At 68.4% G+C, this 16,925-nt stretch carries 16 protein-coding genes and 3 pseudogenes; 11 read left to right on the top strand and 8 right to left on the bottom strand.

The window, feature by feature from the left end; translation table 11 throughout:
• The 4 genes from ACWC24_RS33870 to ACWC24_RS33855 form a co-directional block, all read left to right on the top strand.
• The coding region (locus ACWC24_RS33870) for a hypothetical protein (RefSeq protein WP_450666732.1) at positions 1 to 578 on the top strand (578 nt) is incomplete at its 5' end.
• A gap of 314 nt (positions 579 to 892) precedes the next feature.
• Positions 893 to 1,495, top strand: coding sequence for a helix-turn-helix domain-containing protein (locus ACWC24_RS33865; protein WP_450666736.1), 603 nt, complete (start codon positions 893 to 895; stop codon positions 1,493 to 1,495).
• Positions 1,492 to 2,019, top strand: a complete 528-nt coding sequence (locus tag ACWC24_RS33860; protein ID WP_450666731.1) for a transposase — start codon at positions 1,492 to 1,494, stop codon at positions 2,017 to 2,019. The genes ACWC24_RS33865 and ACWC24_RS33860 overlap by 4 nt, the downstream gene beginning before the upstream one ends.
• Positions 2,016 to 2,720, top strand: coding sequence for a hypothetical protein (locus ACWC24_RS33855; protein ID WP_450666730.1), 705 nt, complete (start codon positions 2,016 to 2,018; stop codon positions 2,718 to 2,720). The genes ACWC24_RS33860 and ACWC24_RS33855 overlap by 4 nt, the downstream gene beginning before the upstream one ends.
• 289 nt (positions 2,721 to 3,009) lie before the next feature.
• On the opposite strand, the gene ACWC24_RS33850 is transcribed toward ACWC24_RS33855, so the two are convergent.
• Positions 3,010 to 3,270: a hypothetical protein gene (locus ACWC24_RS33850; protein WP_450666729.1), complete on the bottom strand. Its 261-nt coding sequence runs from the start codon at positions 3,268 to 3,270 to the stop codon at positions 3,010 to 3,012.
• A gap of 257 nt (positions 3,271 to 3,527) precedes the next feature.
• Between ACWC24_RS33850 and ACWC24_RS33845 the strand changes: the two genes are divergently transcribed.
• Entirely contained in the window at positions 3,528 to 4,658 is a 1,131-nt protein-coding gene (locus ACWC24_RS33845; protein WP_450666728.1) for a CapA family protein, read from the top strand.
• 627 nt (positions 4,659 to 5,285) lie between these two features.
• A complete protein-coding gene (locus ACWC24_RS33840; protein ID WP_450666727.1) occupies positions 5,286 to 6,620 on the top strand; it encodes a phosphoribosyltransferase family protein in 1,335 nt (444 codons plus the stop codon).
• 138 nt (positions 6,621 to 6,758) lie between these two features.
• Here ACWC24_RS33840 and ACWC24_RS33835 read toward each other — a convergent pair.
• Both ACWC24_RS33835 and ACWC24_RS33830 read right to left on the bottom strand, forming a co-directional pair.
• Positions 6,759 to 7,510 (bottom strand): annotated as a pseudogene (locus tag ACWC24_RS33835) (transposase); the annotation flags it as partial.
• Positions 7,511 to 7,545: 35 nt separating this feature from the next.
• The gene (locus tag ACWC24_RS33830; protein WP_450666726.1) at positions 7,546 to 7,884 is read right to left on the bottom strand and encodes a hypothetical protein; all 339 of its coding nucleotides are present in this window, start codon (positions 7,882 to 7,884) and stop codon (positions 7,546 to 7,548) included.
• A gap of 726 nt (positions 7,885 to 8,610) precedes the next feature.
• Here ACWC24_RS33830 and ACWC24_RS33825 point away from each other — a divergent pair.
• Positions 8,611 to 8,781: pseudogene (locus ACWC24_RS33825) on the top strand (transposase); the annotation flags it as partial.
• 57 nt (positions 8,782 to 8,838) lie between these two features.
• Positions 8,839 to 9,006: pseudogene (locus tag ACWC24_RS33820) on the top strand (IS5/IS1182 family transposase); the annotation flags it as partial.
• A 390-nt stretch (positions 9,007 to 9,396) separates the two neighbouring features.
• Here ACWC24_RS33820 and ACWC24_RS33815 read toward each other — a convergent pair.
• Entirely contained in the window at positions 9,397 to 10,158 is a 762-nt protein-coding gene (locus tag ACWC24_RS33815) for an SDR family NAD(P)-dependent oxidoreductase (RefSeq protein WP_450666725.1), read from the bottom strand.
• A 167-nt stretch (positions 10,159 to 10,325) separates the two neighbouring features.
• Here ACWC24_RS33815 and ACWC24_RS33810 point away from each other — a divergent pair, with 167 nt between their 5' ends.
• The 3 genes from ACWC24_RS33810 to ACWC24_RS33800 all read left to right on the top strand — a co-directional run bounded on the left by ACWC24_RS33810 (position 10,326) and on the right by ACWC24_RS33800 (position 12,264).
• Positions 10,326 to 10,964, top strand: a complete 639-nt coding sequence (locus tag ACWC24_RS33810) for a TetR/AcrR family transcriptional regulator (protein ID WP_450666724.1) — start codon at positions 10,326 to 10,328, stop codon at positions 10,962 to 10,964.
• A gap of 360 nt (positions 10,965 to 11,324) precedes the next feature.
• Positions 11,325 to 11,669 carry a hypothetical protein gene (locus ACWC24_RS33805; protein WP_450666723.1) on the top strand — a complete coding sequence of 115 codons (345 nt, stop codon included), beginning with the start codon at positions 11,325 to 11,327 and terminating at the stop codon, positions 11,667 to 11,669.
• A 37-nt stretch (positions 11,670 to 11,706) separates the two neighbouring features.
• Positions 11,707 to 12,264 (top strand): hypothetical protein, encoded by a 558-nt coding sequence (locus ACWC24_RS33800; protein WP_450666722.1) that lies wholly within the window; start codon positions 11,707 to 11,709, stop codon positions 12,262 to 12,264.
• Positions 12,265 to 12,434: 170 nt separating this feature from the next.
• Here the strand turns inward: ACWC24_RS33800 and ACWC24_RS33795 are convergent, their stop codons facing one another.
• From ACWC24_RS33795 to ACWC24_RS33780, 4 genes are all read right to left on the bottom strand, one after another.
• Positions 12,435 to 13,103: a Type 1 glutamine amidotransferase-like domain-containing protein gene (locus tag ACWC24_RS33795; RefSeq protein ID WP_450666721.1), complete on the bottom strand. Its 669-nt coding sequence runs from the start codon at positions 13,101 to 13,103 to the stop codon at positions 12,435 to 12,437.
• A 212-nt stretch (positions 13,104 to 13,315) separates the two neighbouring features.
• Entirely contained in the window at positions 13,316 to 13,660 is a 345-nt protein-coding gene (locus ACWC24_RS33790; RefSeq protein WP_450666735.1) for a (2Fe-2S) ferredoxin domain-containing protein, read from the bottom strand.
• A complete protein-coding gene (locus tag ACWC24_RS33785) occupies positions 13,588 to 14,232 on the bottom strand; it encodes an IS5 family transposase (protein ID WP_450666734.1) in 645 nt (214 codons plus the stop codon). The genes ACWC24_RS33790 and ACWC24_RS33785 overlap by 73 nt, the downstream gene beginning before the upstream one ends.
• 55 nt (positions 14,233 to 14,287) lie before the next feature.
• On the bottom strand, positions 14,288 to 16,924 hold the full coding sequence (locus tag ACWC24_RS33780; RefSeq protein ID WP_450666733.1) for a DUF6185 family protein: 2,637 nt from the start codon (positions 16,922 to 16,924) through the stop codon (positions 14,288 to 14,290).
• Between the last annotated feature and the right edge of the window lies 1 nt (position 16,925).

Genomic DNA, 16,925 nt, shown 5'->3' with positions numbered 1-16,925 from the left:
TCAGACGGCTCGACGGGCTCAGCCTCGGTCATGTTGTCGCTGGTCATCGATGCATCTTCCATGATCGGGAGTTACACCGCTCGTTTTACAGTCCCTCATGTCGGCCTCAGGAACAGGCACTCAGCTTGTCGTTTAACCTCGCCCTGTTGGAGGTGGGGATGGAGCAGGCAGTGTTGGAGTCCATCAAGTACTCGGAGGTGTGTCAGGACTGCGGTGCCCGACTGGAGTGCTGCGGCGTCCAGGCCGTGGTGGGCGGATCCCCGCGGTGGGACGTGGAGGCCGCCTGCTCAGCTTGTGGGTTCGCGGTGGCCGTGTGTGGTGACGTACTGCCAGTTGACCTGCGGGAACAGATGCTCTCCGAGCACGGAGCGGCGAGGTTGCGGGTGACTTCCCCACGAGGGAAGCGCATCTCAATCATGCGGGTGCTGCGGGCTGAACTCGGCCTTGACCTGGCCGAGGCCAGGACTGCACTGGGCCGCGTGCTGGCCGGGGAGTTCTCGGGAACCCTTCCCGAGATGGAACTCCTCGCCTGCAAGCTGCGGGAAGCCGGAATCTCAGCGGCAGCCGCTCGTCCGTAGTGGGCTGTGTCAGTCCAGCCTGGTCTTCATCTCTCAGCTTGTGACCGCTGACCTCGAACATCAGTTAGGACACCGTCACTCACCTGGGCCTTTGCCGGACAGGCGGACGGCCCCCGCACGAGCATGCGTTCCGTCACCGAACCGCACTCAGATGAAGGCCGCAAGGGTGAGTCTGGTGCATCACGATGCCTGGCGCGAGGCAGTCGACTTCACGTCACACTTCCGGGAAGACTTCTACTGCTGGATTCCTCTTTGGCTGGGTATATATCCTGGTGGCGGGGTAGTTGGGGGTGCTCGGGGGCGGGTGCTGGGCGATGGTTTTATGGGCACGGCCGGGACGTGACGAGGACGAGCGGGCTGTCGTTGGCCGCCTGGCGCGGGCGCGGAAGGCTCCGCGGGATGCGGTGATGCGGGCCCGGATGATCGAGTTGAGCTGGTCGGGGCTGCGGGTGCCTGCGATCGCGGTGGAGCTGGACTGCAGTCAGAAGACGGTCCGCTGCTGGCTGCACCGCTTCAATCGCTGCGGGCTGGAAGGGCTGGAGGATCTGGGCGGGCAGGGACGCAAGCGAAGGATCACCGAGGCCGAACGCTCGAAGATCGTCGGCCTGGTCAGACTGACGCCGCCGGGTCGGTTGGAGGTGCAGCCGTCGAACGAGATGTGGGCCGCGGACGAGTCAGGGCCCTCGGAGTGGACTTTGGACGCGCTGGCCGCCGCGGCCCGGGACCTGGGCATCGAGGTCAGCCGCTCCCAGGTGCGCCGGATCCTGCTGGCCGAGGGGGTGCGCTGGCGGCGCACGCGCTCGTGGACGCGCTCGAGAGATGTGGACTTCGAGGGAAAAGGACGCGGATCGTCGAGCTCTACACCAGCCCGCCCGACGGCTCGACGGTGGTCTGCGCCGACGAGCTCGGCCCGGTGATCCCACGCGCCTTCCCGCCGGCACCGGGCTGGTCACCGGACGGACACCGCATCAAGAACGAGCTCGACTACTCCCGCGGGCCGGAGAAGACCTGGGTCTACGGCGCCTTACGCGTCCGGGACGGCCAGGAGCTCACGATGACGGCCACCTCCCGTAACAGCGCCTTCTACCAGCAGTTCCTTCAGCTGGTCGAGGACGCCAACCCCGTCGGGGACATCTACGTGATCACCGGCAATCTGTCCTCCCATAACAGCGTGTCCACCCGGATCCGGCTCGAGGATCATCCCCGCATCCAGCATGTGTTCATCCCGGTCGGCGCCTGCTGGCTCAACCTCCAAGAGGGCTGGTGGCGTATCTTCCGCAAGACCGCCCTGGCCGGACGCTCCTTCGGCGACCCGGGCCACATCACCCACGCCACCGAAGTGGCCACAGCCCAGCTCAACGCCCGCGCCCGACCCTGGATCTGGAGCAGACCCGCACCGCCCACCAGGCGTTTACGCCGCCGCTATGTGTACTTCCTTTGAGGAATCCAGCAGTAGTCGAGTCCGTGGTGGGCCGGCCCGCGTACATCACCGGCAACTCCTCCAAAGGCCTGCTGACGGCATGGCTCGCGGCCAACCGGCCCGACCTGGTCACGGCCGCGATCCTGGAGGACCCGCCGCTGTTCGCCTCGGAGTACCCGCGGATCATGAAGACCATCGCCTACCGCGACTTCGCCTCCAGCGCCAAGGCCGTGGAGCAGCTCGTCGAGGACTTCCTGCTGTTCTGGATCTCCGACAACGAGGAGTTCATCACCCAGAACATCGGCGAGGGGGCGGTCCTCGTGCTCACCGAGGCGATCAAGGCCCAGCGCCTGGTCAACCCCGGGACACCGGTCGAACTCGCCATCGTCCCCGACGACACGATCCGACTCTTCCTGCGCGGTATGGACCATCAGTACGATCCCCGCTTCGGGGCGGCATTCCACGACGGAAGCTGGAACGCGGGCTTCGATCACGCCGCCACACTGGCGAAGATTCCGGTGCCCACGATGTTGATGCACGCCGACTGCTCCTGGGTGGACGGCGACATCCTCTACGGCGCGATGGACCAGGACGACGCCGACAAGGCGATGTCGTACCTGACCCACGGAACCTACGAGCGAGTCGACGCCGGCCACGTCACCCATCTCGACAAGCCGCAGGAGTTCATCGACACCCTCGAGAGATTCTTCACCCGGCCATGACGGTATGCCGTTTCGGCCCCGCGCCGAGCCGTTGACGCGGTGCGGGGCCGCAAGATCGCGTAACTCCCGATCAAGGAAGCAGCACCTGACGCGCGGTGTGACTGCCCATCGATCCCCCGGCAGCGTGGAGTCGATCCACACGGCCGACCGACGAATCCGTCGTGCGACCCTCGACGGCGGGTTCGGTGGCCGACTGCGGAGAGGGCGATCGTCACGTAGCGGTCGGCCAGGCTCGACGGGGGCAACGGACCGTCGGTCCGGTATCACTTGACGACGCCCTGACGCATGGTCAGCACGGCACGCGCCGCGTCCATGGGGTAGGGGGTGGTGAAGGCTCCCGCACCCACGGCGTGCATGTCGACGGCGAGCCGGTCGGCAAAGACCCGCGGGCATCGTCCTCGAGGGCGTCCAGGATCCGCTCGGCGATGTCACCGGGGCTGGACTTGGGAACGTCGAGGCCCTCGGTCATCGCGGTGTCGACATAGGCGAAGTGCGCGCCGACGACCAGCGTCGACTGGCCGGCGAGCTCGGCATGCAAGGCGTTGGTCAAACCCCGTTGTCGGAGGCGGACGTCGTGGCTGCCCGGCGCACCCGACACAGCACCGGCCGGTACGGGCGCAGGCCGACACCGACGGGCCCGCCATCCGGCCCTTCGGCGCCGGTACCCAAGCTGCCGTCGCCCCGTGGGCGGACGCGGAGCCGGGCAACCAACCACATGGCTCCCGCCCACCACACACGTGTAGCCGCATGGCGCCCTCGTCTTGCGGGTCCTTGGCGCATCGCTCGCTTCGGCTTTAGCGTTGGGGGGTGTACGAGGGCGTGGTCACGCTGTTCCTCGGCGGGGACGTGATGCTCGGCCGGGGTGTCGATCAGATCCTTCCGTTCCCCGGTGACCCGGCGCTGCGGGAGGAGTACATCCGCGACGCCCGCGCTTACGTCGATCTGGCGGAGGCGGCGAACGGGCCGATCCCCCGGCCGGTCGACTTCCGCTGGCCGTGGGGCGAGGCACTGGCGGTCCTGGACGAGGCGGCGCCGGACGTGCGGGTGGTCAATCTGGAGACGGCCGTCACCGGTGACGGGGACTTCGCGCCCGGCAAGGACGTCCACTACCGGATGAGCCCGGCCAACCTGCCGTGCCTGGCCGCAGCCCGGCCGGACGTCTGCGCACTCGCCAACAACCACGTGCTCGACTTCGGCCCACGCGGCCTCCACGAGACGCTCGACGCCCTGGCGGAGTCGGGACTGCGGACGGCGGGGGCGGGCCCGGACGAGGTAGGGGCGAAACAGCCGGCGATCGTACCCGTGGGCGCCGACGGGCGGGTGCTGGTCTTCTCCTTCGGAATGCCGTCCAGCGGGATCCCGAAGGACTGGGCCGCCACCGTGCAGCGGCCCGGTGTCGACGTCATCGCGGAGCCTTCGCATGCCGCCGCCTCCGTGTTCGCCGACCGTCTGCGGCAGGTCAGGCGGCCGGGGGACATCGCGATCGCCTCGGTCCACTGGGGTTCCAACTGGGGTTACGGCGTCTCGCGCTTCCAGGTCCGCTTCGCCCACGCGCTCCTCGACGCGGGCGTGGACGTCTTCCACGGACATTCCTCGCACCACCCGCGCCCGCTGGAGGTGTACCGGGACAGGCTCATCCTGTACGGCTGCGGCGACCTCGTCGACGACTACGAGGGGATCGGCGGCTACGAGAGCTACCGGGACGACCTGCGGGTGCTGTACCTGGTGTCGGTGGAGGCGGACACCGGCCGGCTGGTCGACGCGCGGATGGTGCCTCTGCGGGCGCGCAGGATGCGCCTGGAGCATGCCCCGTCCGAGGACACCGAGTGGTTGCGCGCCGTCCTCGACAGGCACAGCCGAGCCTTCGGCACCCGCGTCGACGGCGGGCCCGACGGCACGCTCACGCTACGGCCTGTGCACAGCGGGCAGCACCCATGACGTGGACCTCGGACAGGGACCGCTCGGCACGTGTGCGTCGAATGCGACGCGCCCGTGGCCTGTGTCGGGTCCCGGGAGGCCTTGAAGCATGGAAGCCGGGAGATCCGTCGCAGGGGACGGTTCGCTGGTGGTCGACCACATCCGCGCCGGCCGATCCCGGCCGGCCCGTCCGGTCTGCAGGAGTCACGATGAGCGTTCGTGTCATGGCCGACTGCCGGCTGCCGGCTGCTCATAGGGTTACTGCCCGAAGCTTCGGCCCGACCCGAGGGTCTTGCGCACCACGGCGACGGGCCGTCGGCCGTGGTGAAAGCACTGGGTACTGTGCTGGTGGAGCACAAGGCCGTGCGCTTCCCCGACGGAGAGCTACGGGCCGTTGCCTCCCATGTGTCGTCGCCGCGGCTCTCGCCATCGTCCGGGCGAAGGCGCCGCACGCAGTCGGCGACGGCGTCCAGTCCCGGGTAGCGGAACAAAAGTTGCTCGAGGCCGGCCCCGTGATGGCACACCCCGGAACCAGGATCGCCTCACACAGTGGTGCCCATTCGTTGTCCGCTGGAGTGAGGATGGAAGTACGGGGCGCATCCGCACGGCATTGTCCGCCGTGTTCCCCTGGGGCGAGGAGGCCGGATCGTGTTGTTCCTGAATCGTCGGGATGCCGGCCGACGGCTGGCTCCCCTGCTGCAGCATCTCAAGGGTGCCGATGTCGTGGTGCTGGGGCTGCCTCGCGGAGGTGTCCCGGTCGCCGCGGAGGTCGCGAAGGCGTTGGACGCGCCGCTGGACGTCTGTCTGGTGCGCAAACTGGGCGTGCCGTTCCAGCCGGAGCTGGGCATGGGGGCCATCGGCGAAAGCGGCGTCCGCGTGATCAACGACGAGGTGGTGCGCACAGCGCGTGTCACTGCGCGCGACCTGGCCGCGGTCGAGGCCCGCGAGCGGGAAGTACTCGAAAGCCGCTCGCAGCGCTACCGGGGTGGACGGGGGCCGGCAGTCCTGGCGGGTCGTACGGTACTGGTCGTCGACGACGGGGTCGCCACCGGCTCGACGGCGCGTGCGGCCTGTCAGATCGCCCGCGCTCAGGGGGCGGCGCGGGTCGTGCTGGCGGTTCCCGTGGCCCCGCACGACTGGGCCGCGCGCCTGGGTGCGGACGCCGACGAGCTGGTGTGCCCGCACACTCCGTGGAGCTTCTACGCGATCGGGCAGTTCTACGCCGACTTCTCCCAGACCGACGACGACGAGGTCGTCGCCTGCCTGAGGGAAGCGCTCGCCCGCCCGGTGGGCGCCCGCCGGGCTCCGCCCGGGCAGGCCGCGTCCGAGGACCGGGAGGCGAATGTACGCGCGGGTCCGCTGGTGCTGCGGGGCCGGCTGACGGTACCCGGGGGCGCGCTCGGGATCGTGGTGTTCGCGCACGGCAGCGGTAGCAGCCGGAGCAGCCCGCGCAACCGGTTCGTCGCGGCCGGCTTGAACCGGGCCGGGCTGGGCACCCTGCTGTTCGATCTCCTCACCGAGGAAGAGGAGACGGACCGGGCCAATGTCTTCGACACGGAGCTCCTCGCCCGACGGCTCACGGACGCCACCGGCTGGCTGCGCGAGCAGCCCGAGGCCCAGGGGCTGGCCGTCGGCTACTTCGGTGCCAGCACCGGCGCGGCCGCCGCGCTCTGGGCCGCCGCCGAGCCCGGCGCGCGGATCGCCGCGGTCGTCTCCCGTGGCGGCCGGCCCGATCTCGCCGGACCACGACTGCCGGCCGTGACCGCCCCCGCCCTTCTGATCGTCGGCGGCGACGACCGACTCGTGCTCGGTCTCAACCGCGATGCACAGGCCCGGCTGCGGTGCGAGAACGAACTCGCGGTCGTCCCCGGCGCCACCCACCTCTTCGAGGAACCCGGCACCCTGGAGCAGGTCACCCAGCTCGCCCGTGACTGGTTCACCGACCACATGGCCCCGGCACACCACGGGGTGGCCCGATCCTGAGCGCAGAGGGCGCGCCGTCGGCCCCGAGCCGCGCTTCTCCTCCGAGGGCCGTCCCGCAATTGATCCTGCGGGCGTGCTCGGACGTCTCACGTGGTCAGGGCCTGGCCGGTCAGCTGGTCTGGCGGAGATTGCATAGGGGGCGATGCCGAGGATCGCGTGGTGCACGCCGTCGCCCTTGAGACGGCAGTCACGAAGGATCTTCCAGGTCTTCATGCGGGCGAAAACGTGCTCAGCACGGACCCTGACCTGTTTGTGAGAGCTGTTCTGCTCCTGTTTCCATTTGCAGACTTCGCCTTCGACGGGGCGGCGATGCAAGAGCACCATGCCGTTGCCCTGGTAGCCGCCGTCGGCGATGGTCGTGGTCCCTCCGACGGCTGCCTTCGCACCGGATTCCTCCCACGCCTTGGAGTCGTTGCGGTTGCCCGGCAGCGGCCGTCCGACGGCAACGACCAGCCGTGTGTCTGCGTAGATGACCACTTGGTGGTTGGTCCTACGTTGTTGATGGGTCGGATGGGCAGTCGTAGAGTCCGGAAGATCCAGTGGTCGCGGGTGGGCACCGACGTGCCGTCGACGATGAGCACGGTGCCTGCGGGGAAGCGCTGCCGCTGCTTCAGCGCCAGCGAGGGCCCGATGTGATCGACGATCCGGTCGGCAGCTGACTTGGAGATGCCGAACATCGGCGCGAGCCGGCGCAAAGTCAGGTTGGTTCGCCAGTAGGCGGCGACCAGGAGCACCCGGTCTTCAAGCGGCAGTGACCACGGACGCCCTCGGCGAGTCGCATCGGCCCCTTCCCGGCGCAGCATCGTGATCAGCCTGCGGAAATCGCGCGGTCGTAGTCCGGTGAACGGCGGTGTCCAGGACGCTTCCGTTGCCGTGATCACTCCAGTCACGGCGAGATCTTCTCAGCGGATCACGCCCCGACCGTTCACCCGGCCAGTGCCGCGCTCACCCCGGCCAAGCGGTCGCCCGGCAGGGCGAAGTCATTGTCCGGGTTGCGGAGCGAGTACCCGCCGTCGTTGATCCGCGTGCCGTCCTCAGCCGCTGTCCAGCGCACCGGACCCGTCAGTCCTTGAACTTCGAGCATGGCTGTCGCAAGCGGCACGGCAGCCTGCACGCCGAGGCGGGCGTGAGGGTCTGTGGTGGTGCCGCCGGGCGGGCCGTTGTCCGCAGCGGCGAGCAGGTCCGGCCAGGACAAGCCGGGACCCACGAAGTGCCCGTCGTCGCGTGCGAGCAGCTCGGCTCGATCCCAGTCGGGATGGTTCACCAGGCAGTCGACCCCCCGCCTCGTCAGGAACGGTGCGGCAGACGGCATGAGGGCCAGCCGACGAGGGCTGGGCCCAAGGCCTCGACTTCCATGGGCGCCGTCGACGCGCATACGGCGTCCGGACATTGACCTGCCCGGATCTGACCCTGATGTACGCTGTGCGCGAGTTGGGCGGCGTGCCTCGGCAAGACCGCTCTCTCCTCTCAGCGAAGGCCCCCCGGAGACCACCAATCTCCATCACCAAGGGGGCCTTCGTGTTGCCCGGAGCCTCAGCTTGCCGATTTCTGCCGGCTTGTGATGCACCGGATGCGGCGTAGACAGTGACGACGAAGACGGCCACGGTGGCGACGTGGTGATCGGGCCGATCCAGCAGGACATCGGCAGCACGCCGGTCGGTCAGGAGCACCGATCCCGAAACCGCCCTGGTCATGCTCCGCACCCCGCGAGGCACGCAGGAGGCGCTGGCGTACCAGGACAACCTCATCCCGCAGGACCGGACAGCAGACGTCCCCACCGGTCCACGGCAGGGCCGGGTCAGACGGGCACAGCATCTGCGCGCTCCGGCCGCAGATCCTCACCAACTGCTCGCGGAACAGGTGGCTCGCACCGGCGCCTACGACGATCCGCCGCGCCCTGAGTTTTACAGACAGGCCTGACGATCACCTGTCCGCACGGCCTGCCTCGGTCGGCACCAGCGCCGACAACGCAGCCTGTGAAAGCTTCCACGCGGGCTCCGGGCCTGGCAGGACACGCTGGGTGGCCGAGCCCACCTTCGCCTGGCTCCACCGATTCAAACGGCTCCGCACCCGCTACGAGCGCGGAGCCGACCTCCATCAGGGACTGCTGGAACTGGTGGCCGGCATCATCTGCCTCCGCCGACTCCGGAGATCATTCTGAAACGATCAGTAAGTCAGCTGATCGGATGCGTCTGTCCGATCAGTGATCACTGATGCGATGTGGGACCGGATCGAGCCGTCGGTGCCGGCCGATCCGGTCCGTGGGCAGCGGTGGGCTGACCACCGTGGAACGCTCGGGGCCATCGCGTGGAAGTACCGCGCCGACTCGCCCTGGCGGGCCCTCCGGGAACCGCTCGGAATGGGGTCGCACCCCCGAGCTGCCAGGAGGCCCTGCCTTCATGCGCGCACCGCCGGAAGATCACCGGACCGGGAACCCCGTTCGATCCACACGTTCCAAGATCGGTTGAGATACGGCTTCTCAGCCCCGACCACGGGCCCACCCTGCTGGACCTGGCGTGGGGAACGACCTCCATGGCGGAGGCGCGCCACCGCCGCGGGCCTCGGCATCCCCGCCGACCCCAAGGGCAGCGGCGCCCCCTCAGGCTTCACGTACACCGTCCTCCGCGACTCGCGGACCGGCCCGATCGAGGACCACGCGGAGGCGGCGTCGAGAGGTGAGGAAATGGCGCGGGTGTTCATGGACAGGACGGGCCGAACCGCCGTCGCGCCGTGTGGGCAGGTGGGTGAGCGGCGGGCCGCGGGTCGGGTGACCGGGTCAGACCGCCGACCACCCGTTGTCCACCGGCAGGATCACGCCGTTGATGTTGCTCGCCGCGTCCGAGGCGAGGAAGAGGATCGCGGCAGCCTGCTCCTCCGGCTGCGAGACGCGTCCCACGTTGCCGAAGTAGGGGCCGAGCGCCGCCGGGCCGTGGGCGCCGTCCTCCAGGTCCACCGCGATACCGGTCGCGGTGCCGCCCGGGGCGATGGCGTTGGCCCGTATGCCCTGGTTGCGGTACATCACAGCGAGGGACTTGGTGAGGCCGACGACGCCGTGCTTCGAGGCCGTGTACGCCGCGCCCGCCGCGCTGCCACGGAAACCGGCCTCGGACGCGGTGTTCACGATCGAACCCTTCCCCGCCTGAAGCATGTGCGGCAGCACCGCGCGGGTGAGCAGGAACGGGGCGGTGAGGTTGACGCGGATGACCCGCTCCCACTCCGCGTCGCTGACGTCCGCCACCGCGGACATCCGGTCCATGATCCCGGCGTTGTTCACGAGGACGTCGACGCCGCCGAACCGCGCGACCGTGGTCGCGACCACCTGGTCCACGACGGTCTGGTCGCTCAGGTCGCCGACGACGGCGACGGCAGTGCCACCCTGCTCCTCGATCTCCTTGACGGCCACCTCGGCGCCGTCCGCATCGATGTCAGCGAGCACGACCTTCGCGCCTTCGGCGGCGAAGGCCAGGGCTGCGGCGCGCCCGATGCCCGACCCCGCGCCGGTGACGATGACGCTCCGCCTGTCGAGTCCGCTGGCCATGTGGTGCTCCTGTCTGTCCCGTGGGGCGCTGCGCCCCGGTGCGGGCACCACAGTACGCGACTTAATGTCGCTGAGTGACATTAATTTCGGGGCCGAATTTCGACCCCGTGGAGGTCCGTCGTGGAGAATTCCCTTGGAAGCTGCCACCGGAGCCCGGAGCGAGATCCATGACGACGACCCGCGGACGTACCGGACGACCGCCGTTGACCGAGGAGCGCAAGGCGGAGATCCGGCTGCAGATCGCCCGCGCCGCCGTGGCACTGTTCGCCACGCAGGGGGTCGCCGCGACCACCGGCGAGCAGATCGGGCAGGCCGTCGGCATCTCCGCGCGGACCCTGTGGCGCTACTTCCCGAGTAAGGAGAGCTGTGTATCCCCGCTGTTCTCGGCGGGTATCAACGCGATCGCCGCCGCGCTGCGGCAGTGGCGGCCGGGGCAGCCGCTGCAGGAGGTGTTCGAGCGGGCTGTGTCCACGGACGATCACTTCGTGGCGGGCCCGGCCCACGACCTCGTCGGCGCGCTGGTCCGCCTGACCCGCACGGAGCCTGGCCTGCGCGCGGTCTGGCTCCAGTCCTACGACGAGGCCGAGCCCGCGTTCGCCCGCGCCCTGGCCGAACGCGAGGGACTGCCGGCCGACGACCTCAGGCCCGCGATCCACGCGGCGATGTTCAACGCGGCCCTGCGCGCTGCCGTCGAGTACTACGCCTGGCACACCGCCCGCGAGATCACGGATCCGCAGAGCGCGGAAGCGGCCCTGGCCGCGACGATCCGGGCAGCGCTCACGGCGGCGGCGGAGGGGGTGGGCTGAGCGGGCGCGTGTGGGGACGGCGGGGCGACAGACAGCTTGAGCGGGCTGGGGGCCGAAGCGGCGGCGCGTGAGACGGGCCGGGCGGGCGCGGGGCGGTGGGCAGGCCGAGTCGGCCGAGTTCCCTGCCTCATCGCACCGATGCCCACCCCGCCCGACCTGCCCCACGTCGCCTTCTGCCGGGACCTCCTCGACGACCGGGACGACAGCCTGCTTTGGAAAGTCCCGGCGCTCCTCGCATACGCCAGTGACCGGACTGTCGTCTGGGTCGACGACAAGGTCTCCGACCGAGAGGCCCGACCGTGCCGCCGACACCGCTCTTCTCCGGGCCCGCCTGTCAGTGCTGATCGCCATCATGGGGGTATGGCCAACCCGAACCTCACCACCAACAGTGTCTGGTGGCTCCACCACGGCGACCGGGAGATCGCCCGGCTGACCGTGACCGGCGCCGACTTTCCCTGGACGCACGCCGAGGTCGATGCGCTTCCCGGCCTTGAAGAGTTCCGTCCCCTCTTCGCCGAGCAGGAACAGGCCGTCGACGAGGAGGACTGGGATCGGGTCGACGCCTGCTACACCCGGATCCGCGGCGCCCTCACCATGACGTTCCCTGACGGCAGCCAGGTCGCCGAGTTCATGCTGCACATCCACGCCGACGGCACCGCCGGGTGGCGCCGGCACGACGAGCCCTTCGACGAGGTGAACAGGTGATCGGATACGCTGCGGGCCGTCGATCGTGAAGGAAGACATGTTCAAGCGACTTGCGGCGGCCACCGTGGCAGCGGTGCTGATAGCCGGGCTCGGCGCGTGCAGCCGCGGGAGTGACGCCCACGACGGGGGCACGGACTACTCGGTCGACGTCGGTCAGGACAGCGGGAGCGTTGCCGAGGATCCCCAGCCGGACGCGGCCACCACGGCCGACGCCGGCGTCTTCGGCCTCCGGGACGAGATCCGTCACCGCGCCGCCGGGACCACCCGGGCCGCACGGCCGCACATGACGAAGAAGTGCACCACGACCACGCGGCGGGTCAAACACACGACCCGCACCGGATCGGGCACCAAGCGGCATACCCGCACCTGGTACTCGACCGAGCAGGCCAAGACCTGCAAGCAGGTCCGCAGCGGGACCGAGACCTACACGCGCGTCGTCCGGCCGGAGCAGTGGTGCGTCAGCTTGGACGACGTCGGCGGCGACACGACACAGGACGATGTCTGGTACCAGGTCAGCAGAACCACCTACAACACGGCGATCGCCACGGACGAACACACCCGCATGGACTTCACCCCCACGGGCAGCGGCTGCTGACCCGAACTCCACCCGCTGGCGGGGCGAGACAGGAGACGCAGCCACCACGTCCGCCTGCATCTCACCACGCCGATAACGGGCGATCGGTCACCAGGAGCCGCCTGGGGCCGAACGCGGCGCTGGTGGTGAGGGACGAGGGACGGGCTGGCCGGACACCGGGCGTCGCTCGCTCAAGCGGGGAAGTGTCTCCATGTGCCCTCAGAGACGACCTCCAGCGCACCGTCGACTACCGTGATGGCGGTGTCATCGTCGATCGCATACGCCGGATTCGGGAGACCGGTCGCCCACTTCTCCGCCGCGGCCATGCTGTTCTCCGGCAGGTCGACGTGATCCACGTGTGGGAAGATCGAGAAGTCGACGACGCCGAGCGCGCTGTCGTCGCCGGAGGGCGCCTTCCACTCGACGAAGTACTCCCCGATGCGGGGTGTCATCACCATGCTCCCGGCGCTGAGCCCCACCCAGACCTTTTCGGGCAGCGACGGCAGGAAGTCTGCCAGCCCGGACTGCCGCATCCAGTGGGCCAGATACAGCGCATCGCCGCCGTTCACCAGCAGGACGTCCGCCTCCTGGACCCACGGGATCCAACGCTCTTCACCGATGGTGGGCAGCGCGGTCAGCTCCAACACCCCCAAGGACTTCCACCCCAGGTCGCACATAGGCAGGCGGGACTGTCCGCTGATGAAACGCCAGGCCCCAGCCGGGCTGCCCATCGGGTGCCCGTACCCCGCAGTGGGGATGCACAGGGCATCGGACTCGGCGATCGGCTTGCCCAGCAGCTGCACAAGCGCTTCCTGGATGCGCGCGTTGGTAATACCCGCCGACGTGAGAAGAAGCTTCAAGGTGACTCCGATGCGAACGCGATGGAACGGTCTGACAGGTAGACCGGAGGCCATCACAGAACTCATCGTCGTGACGCGTGGCAAGACTTCTGCACCGGCAAAACCACCTCGCCCGACGATCAACACAGCAGACTGCCGCCCACGACCAGCACGAGCACTCCGAAGACCAGTCACGCCAGACCCGTGACCAGCAACTTCAAGAGGCACACCGCTCAGGCCTCCAGGCCCCGCTGTATGCGCCGAGAGGCGCCGAACACGTACAGGTCGAGGATCTCCGGCGGGCCGGCGATGCCCGGTCCTCCGGCACGGACCCACGCCACGATGCCGGCCGAGGCGTCCGAGTCGTTGACCGGTCCGAGCCAGACCGGCGGTCCGCCCGCGGCTCGGCCCGCCGAGGACAGCTGGACGACGATGACGTTGGCCTGCTCGCAGGCGTCGAGGCAGTTCACCGCACGCACATGGGCAACCGATCCCCACGCGGATTTCAGGGAGGCGAGCTGAGCACGGTGGTCGACGGCCGGCACCTTGGCCGTGCCGCAGCAGCAGCCCCGGCACACGGCCACCGTGCACCGGGCACCGGGCCGGGGTGCCGACTGGGGGGTGCGAGGGTCTGTACGGTCTCCGGTGCATCTCCCGACCATGGAAGTAGCACCTGCTGAGCGACGTGACTGGCTCGGCTGAGGCGGTCGAAGAGGTCAGTCCGGCCGAGCTGGCGGCGGACCTGCTGGATGACCAGTTGATCGGGCAGCCGGTCGACCCGGCCAGGGCGAGCGGATCCTATAGAGGCACCTTTTCGAGCTCCCGCGGCATGCTGGTGGGCTCGCACGACGGTCGAGTCGACCGACATCAGCCAGCCGACGTCGCCGGCTGCATCCGCCCGGGCCTGGGCCGCCCGGAGCATCCGCTCGAAGGTGCCGTCCAGAGCCCACTGGCGAAACCGGGTGTGCAGCGTGGCCCACGGGCCATACCGCTCGGGCACATCCCGCCAGGCCGTGCCCGTCCGGAACTTCCACACGATCCCGTTCAGCACGGTTCGGTCGTCCAACCGCTTCCGCCCGAGCAAGGACTCAGGCAGCAGCGGCCGGACGAACTCCCACGCCTCTTCGAACAGTTCATGACGACGTATCATCCAGCCGTGATCCACCACTCAAGATCTTTTGAAGACACGACCTCATAGGACTCCGTTAGGGCGGATCGGTTCCGTGCGCAGCCAACTGGCTCCAGATGGAGGCCGCAACGGCCAGCTGAGCCAGAAGGTAGGCGATCTGCACCGACATGCCTCGCAGTTGATAGACCGACAGCAGTAGGCCCAGGCGAGTGGGCCAGAACTTCCTCTCTCTGCTGAAGGTGGCCATGTCCATCCACATACTGGTCAAAGTGAGGACGCTGAGCATGAGGATGATATTGAGCAGCGCGTATCCGCCATTGGTGTCAGCGATGTTGACGAACAGGGCACCCACGCCGATCGGTGCGGCATAGGCGGCAGTGACGGCCACGGCGCGCACGGGACCTCGGGCACCGGGCAGCACACGCCACAACGCCCCCATGGAGAAGCCGGCAGCTGCCCAGGCGAGCTGCCATACGGCGAGACTTGCCGCGATTTCGAGCAGCCCGATGGGGTCGTGTTGCGTGAGCAGCCAGGTTCTGGAGTCCTTGAGGTAGTCGAGCCAGGTGAGAGCGATGGTGGCCGGGATCCCGAACCAGAACGCCAGGCGGGCGGCATGACGTGCGTTGTCCCACCAGTGGTCCTCCGGTCCCCAGCTCAGGGCTACGTCCAGTACGGACACTCGGTCCGGCAGCCGGGCGGCGCTGGATTCGCCACGCAACCACTCGTGTATGTGCCTCAGTTGGCCCTCCAATTCCTCGCGTTGTGCACTTCCCTCATGACCTCGGTCCAACAACAGCAGCTGATGGTGTGCAGTGCGGTACGAGTGGGCTTTTTCCAGCAGTTGTTCGCGGCACTCCTCGGCCCCTGGCCCCGTAGGGCGGAATCCCTCATGCACGCGGGCCAGCACTGACCAAGGCTTTGTCACCGCCCGTAGGGCGTACAGTGAAGAGACAGTCAGCGGGAGCCAGACGCCATAGAGGGTCGCGGAGCCGGCCAGATGGACCTGCCGCAATCCCACGACAAAAGCGAAGAGCACGGACACCATCAGGAAGTCCTGCTTCATCGGCTCCAGGGCCGGCGGTAGCGCGCCCTCGGTCTCTTCGGTTCTGACCCGGGTGCGCAAAAGCGCCAAGAACGCGACACCTGACAGCATCCAGGCGTAGGAGAAGATCCATCTGATGCCGGTTGCCGGGAAAGCCGAAAAGAACCCGCTCCGGTCGACGTCGTGAAGATTCGGGGTGCTACCGCTCAGCCAATTTTGCCGCTCCCATTGTTGTTCGTGGGCATCCCAGAAGCAGGCGAGCATCGCTCCTGCCGTCAAGAGCAGCACAGCCCCGACCACCTCGACGCACATAATGGGCGATTTCTCCCAGGCCGACGTCATTCTTCTGGTCAATGCTCCTTCTTGCGCAAAACGCCATGCCCACGCCACTATTGCCGCGAGCCACAACCACATCACCGCCGTACCCATCAGAGCGAGCCACAGCAGGGCGGAGGGGGACTGCGGTGTGTTCGGCGTCAGATTCGGCAGCCCGAAGAACCGAGGGTCCAAGGCCACCAGCAAGCCGACTGCGGCGACTCCTGCGGAAGACGTCACCACGGCACCGACATGACGACGCCGGGCGCCTCTCCGGTGGGCTCGCCCCCCAGCCGGGGGCCTGTGCGCAGCGCGCGTCGGTCCGGGCACCCATGGACGGGCGACGAGGATCATGACCAGGCCAGCCGCGATGCTGATGAGTGTGTACCTCGGCTGCACGTCGGCTGCGGGTGCGCCTGGGATGACCAGGAGCAGAATCAGCGCGATCGCCGCACTGAGCACAGCCCACTCCAGGGCCGCGCGAGTCAGGCCCCTGCCGAGCCCGTCCCCGCAGAGCCGCCACCGCGCCCGTCGGTGCCGTGAGCCCAGTTCCGGCGACCACCGGTAGCTGACGGCCACCACCACCATCACCAGTGACGCAAATCCCCACCATGAGGCGATCCCCACCTGGCTCGAAGAAGCCTGCCGGGAAGTCCTCGTGGTGAAGGAATCCTGCCAAGGCGGGTCCAGGTAGACCTTCACCAGCAGTGGCCACTGCTCGACCCACACCAGGCTGCCGCCGCCCGCGGAAGCCACGGGCGGGAGAACGTGATGGGTGTCAAGGCCGCTCAACTTGACCTCGATACGGTTCCACTTGACGTTCACCAACGCTTTGGGCGGCTGGAGTTTGATCAGCCAGTTCTCCTTGTGGACGTCGATCAGCCACGGCCCCACACGAAACGACCCAGAATGATTGATCCAGGTAACCGCGTCGTACTGCACCGTGATCAAGCCGTGCTGTGCCGTCACTTCCGGACTGTGGAAGCGCCATTCGTCCCTGCGCCCGCGTAGAACTTCTTCCGTTCCCCGGAACAGGCAACGCATGGCGGCGCGATATCCTGCGGAGTCCTCACTGAGCATCAAGCTCGGCGCGTGGATCCAACCCTTTTCCGGTACTTTTACAGTCGTACTCACCTGTACTTCCACATACGTTCGCCGATGATGAAGGAATCGAATACTGGAATCAGCCACGCGAGCCTTGATCTGATCTGTTCGGCAGGCATCGCGGGGAATGCCCTGCACCTCAGTCGACCACAGCCCTAACCACCCCATGGTCAGGATGAAAAGCGAGAGCCAGCGCCTCCATCGGGCCGCCACCACGATGCACCTCATTCGTGAATCCGGAACAAAGACCATC

Source organism: Streptomyces sp. NPDC001443, assembly GCF_053597355.1.
The sequence above is the reverse complement of the archived record's forward strand: the minus strand, read 5'-3'. Positions and strand labels throughout refer to the sequence as shown.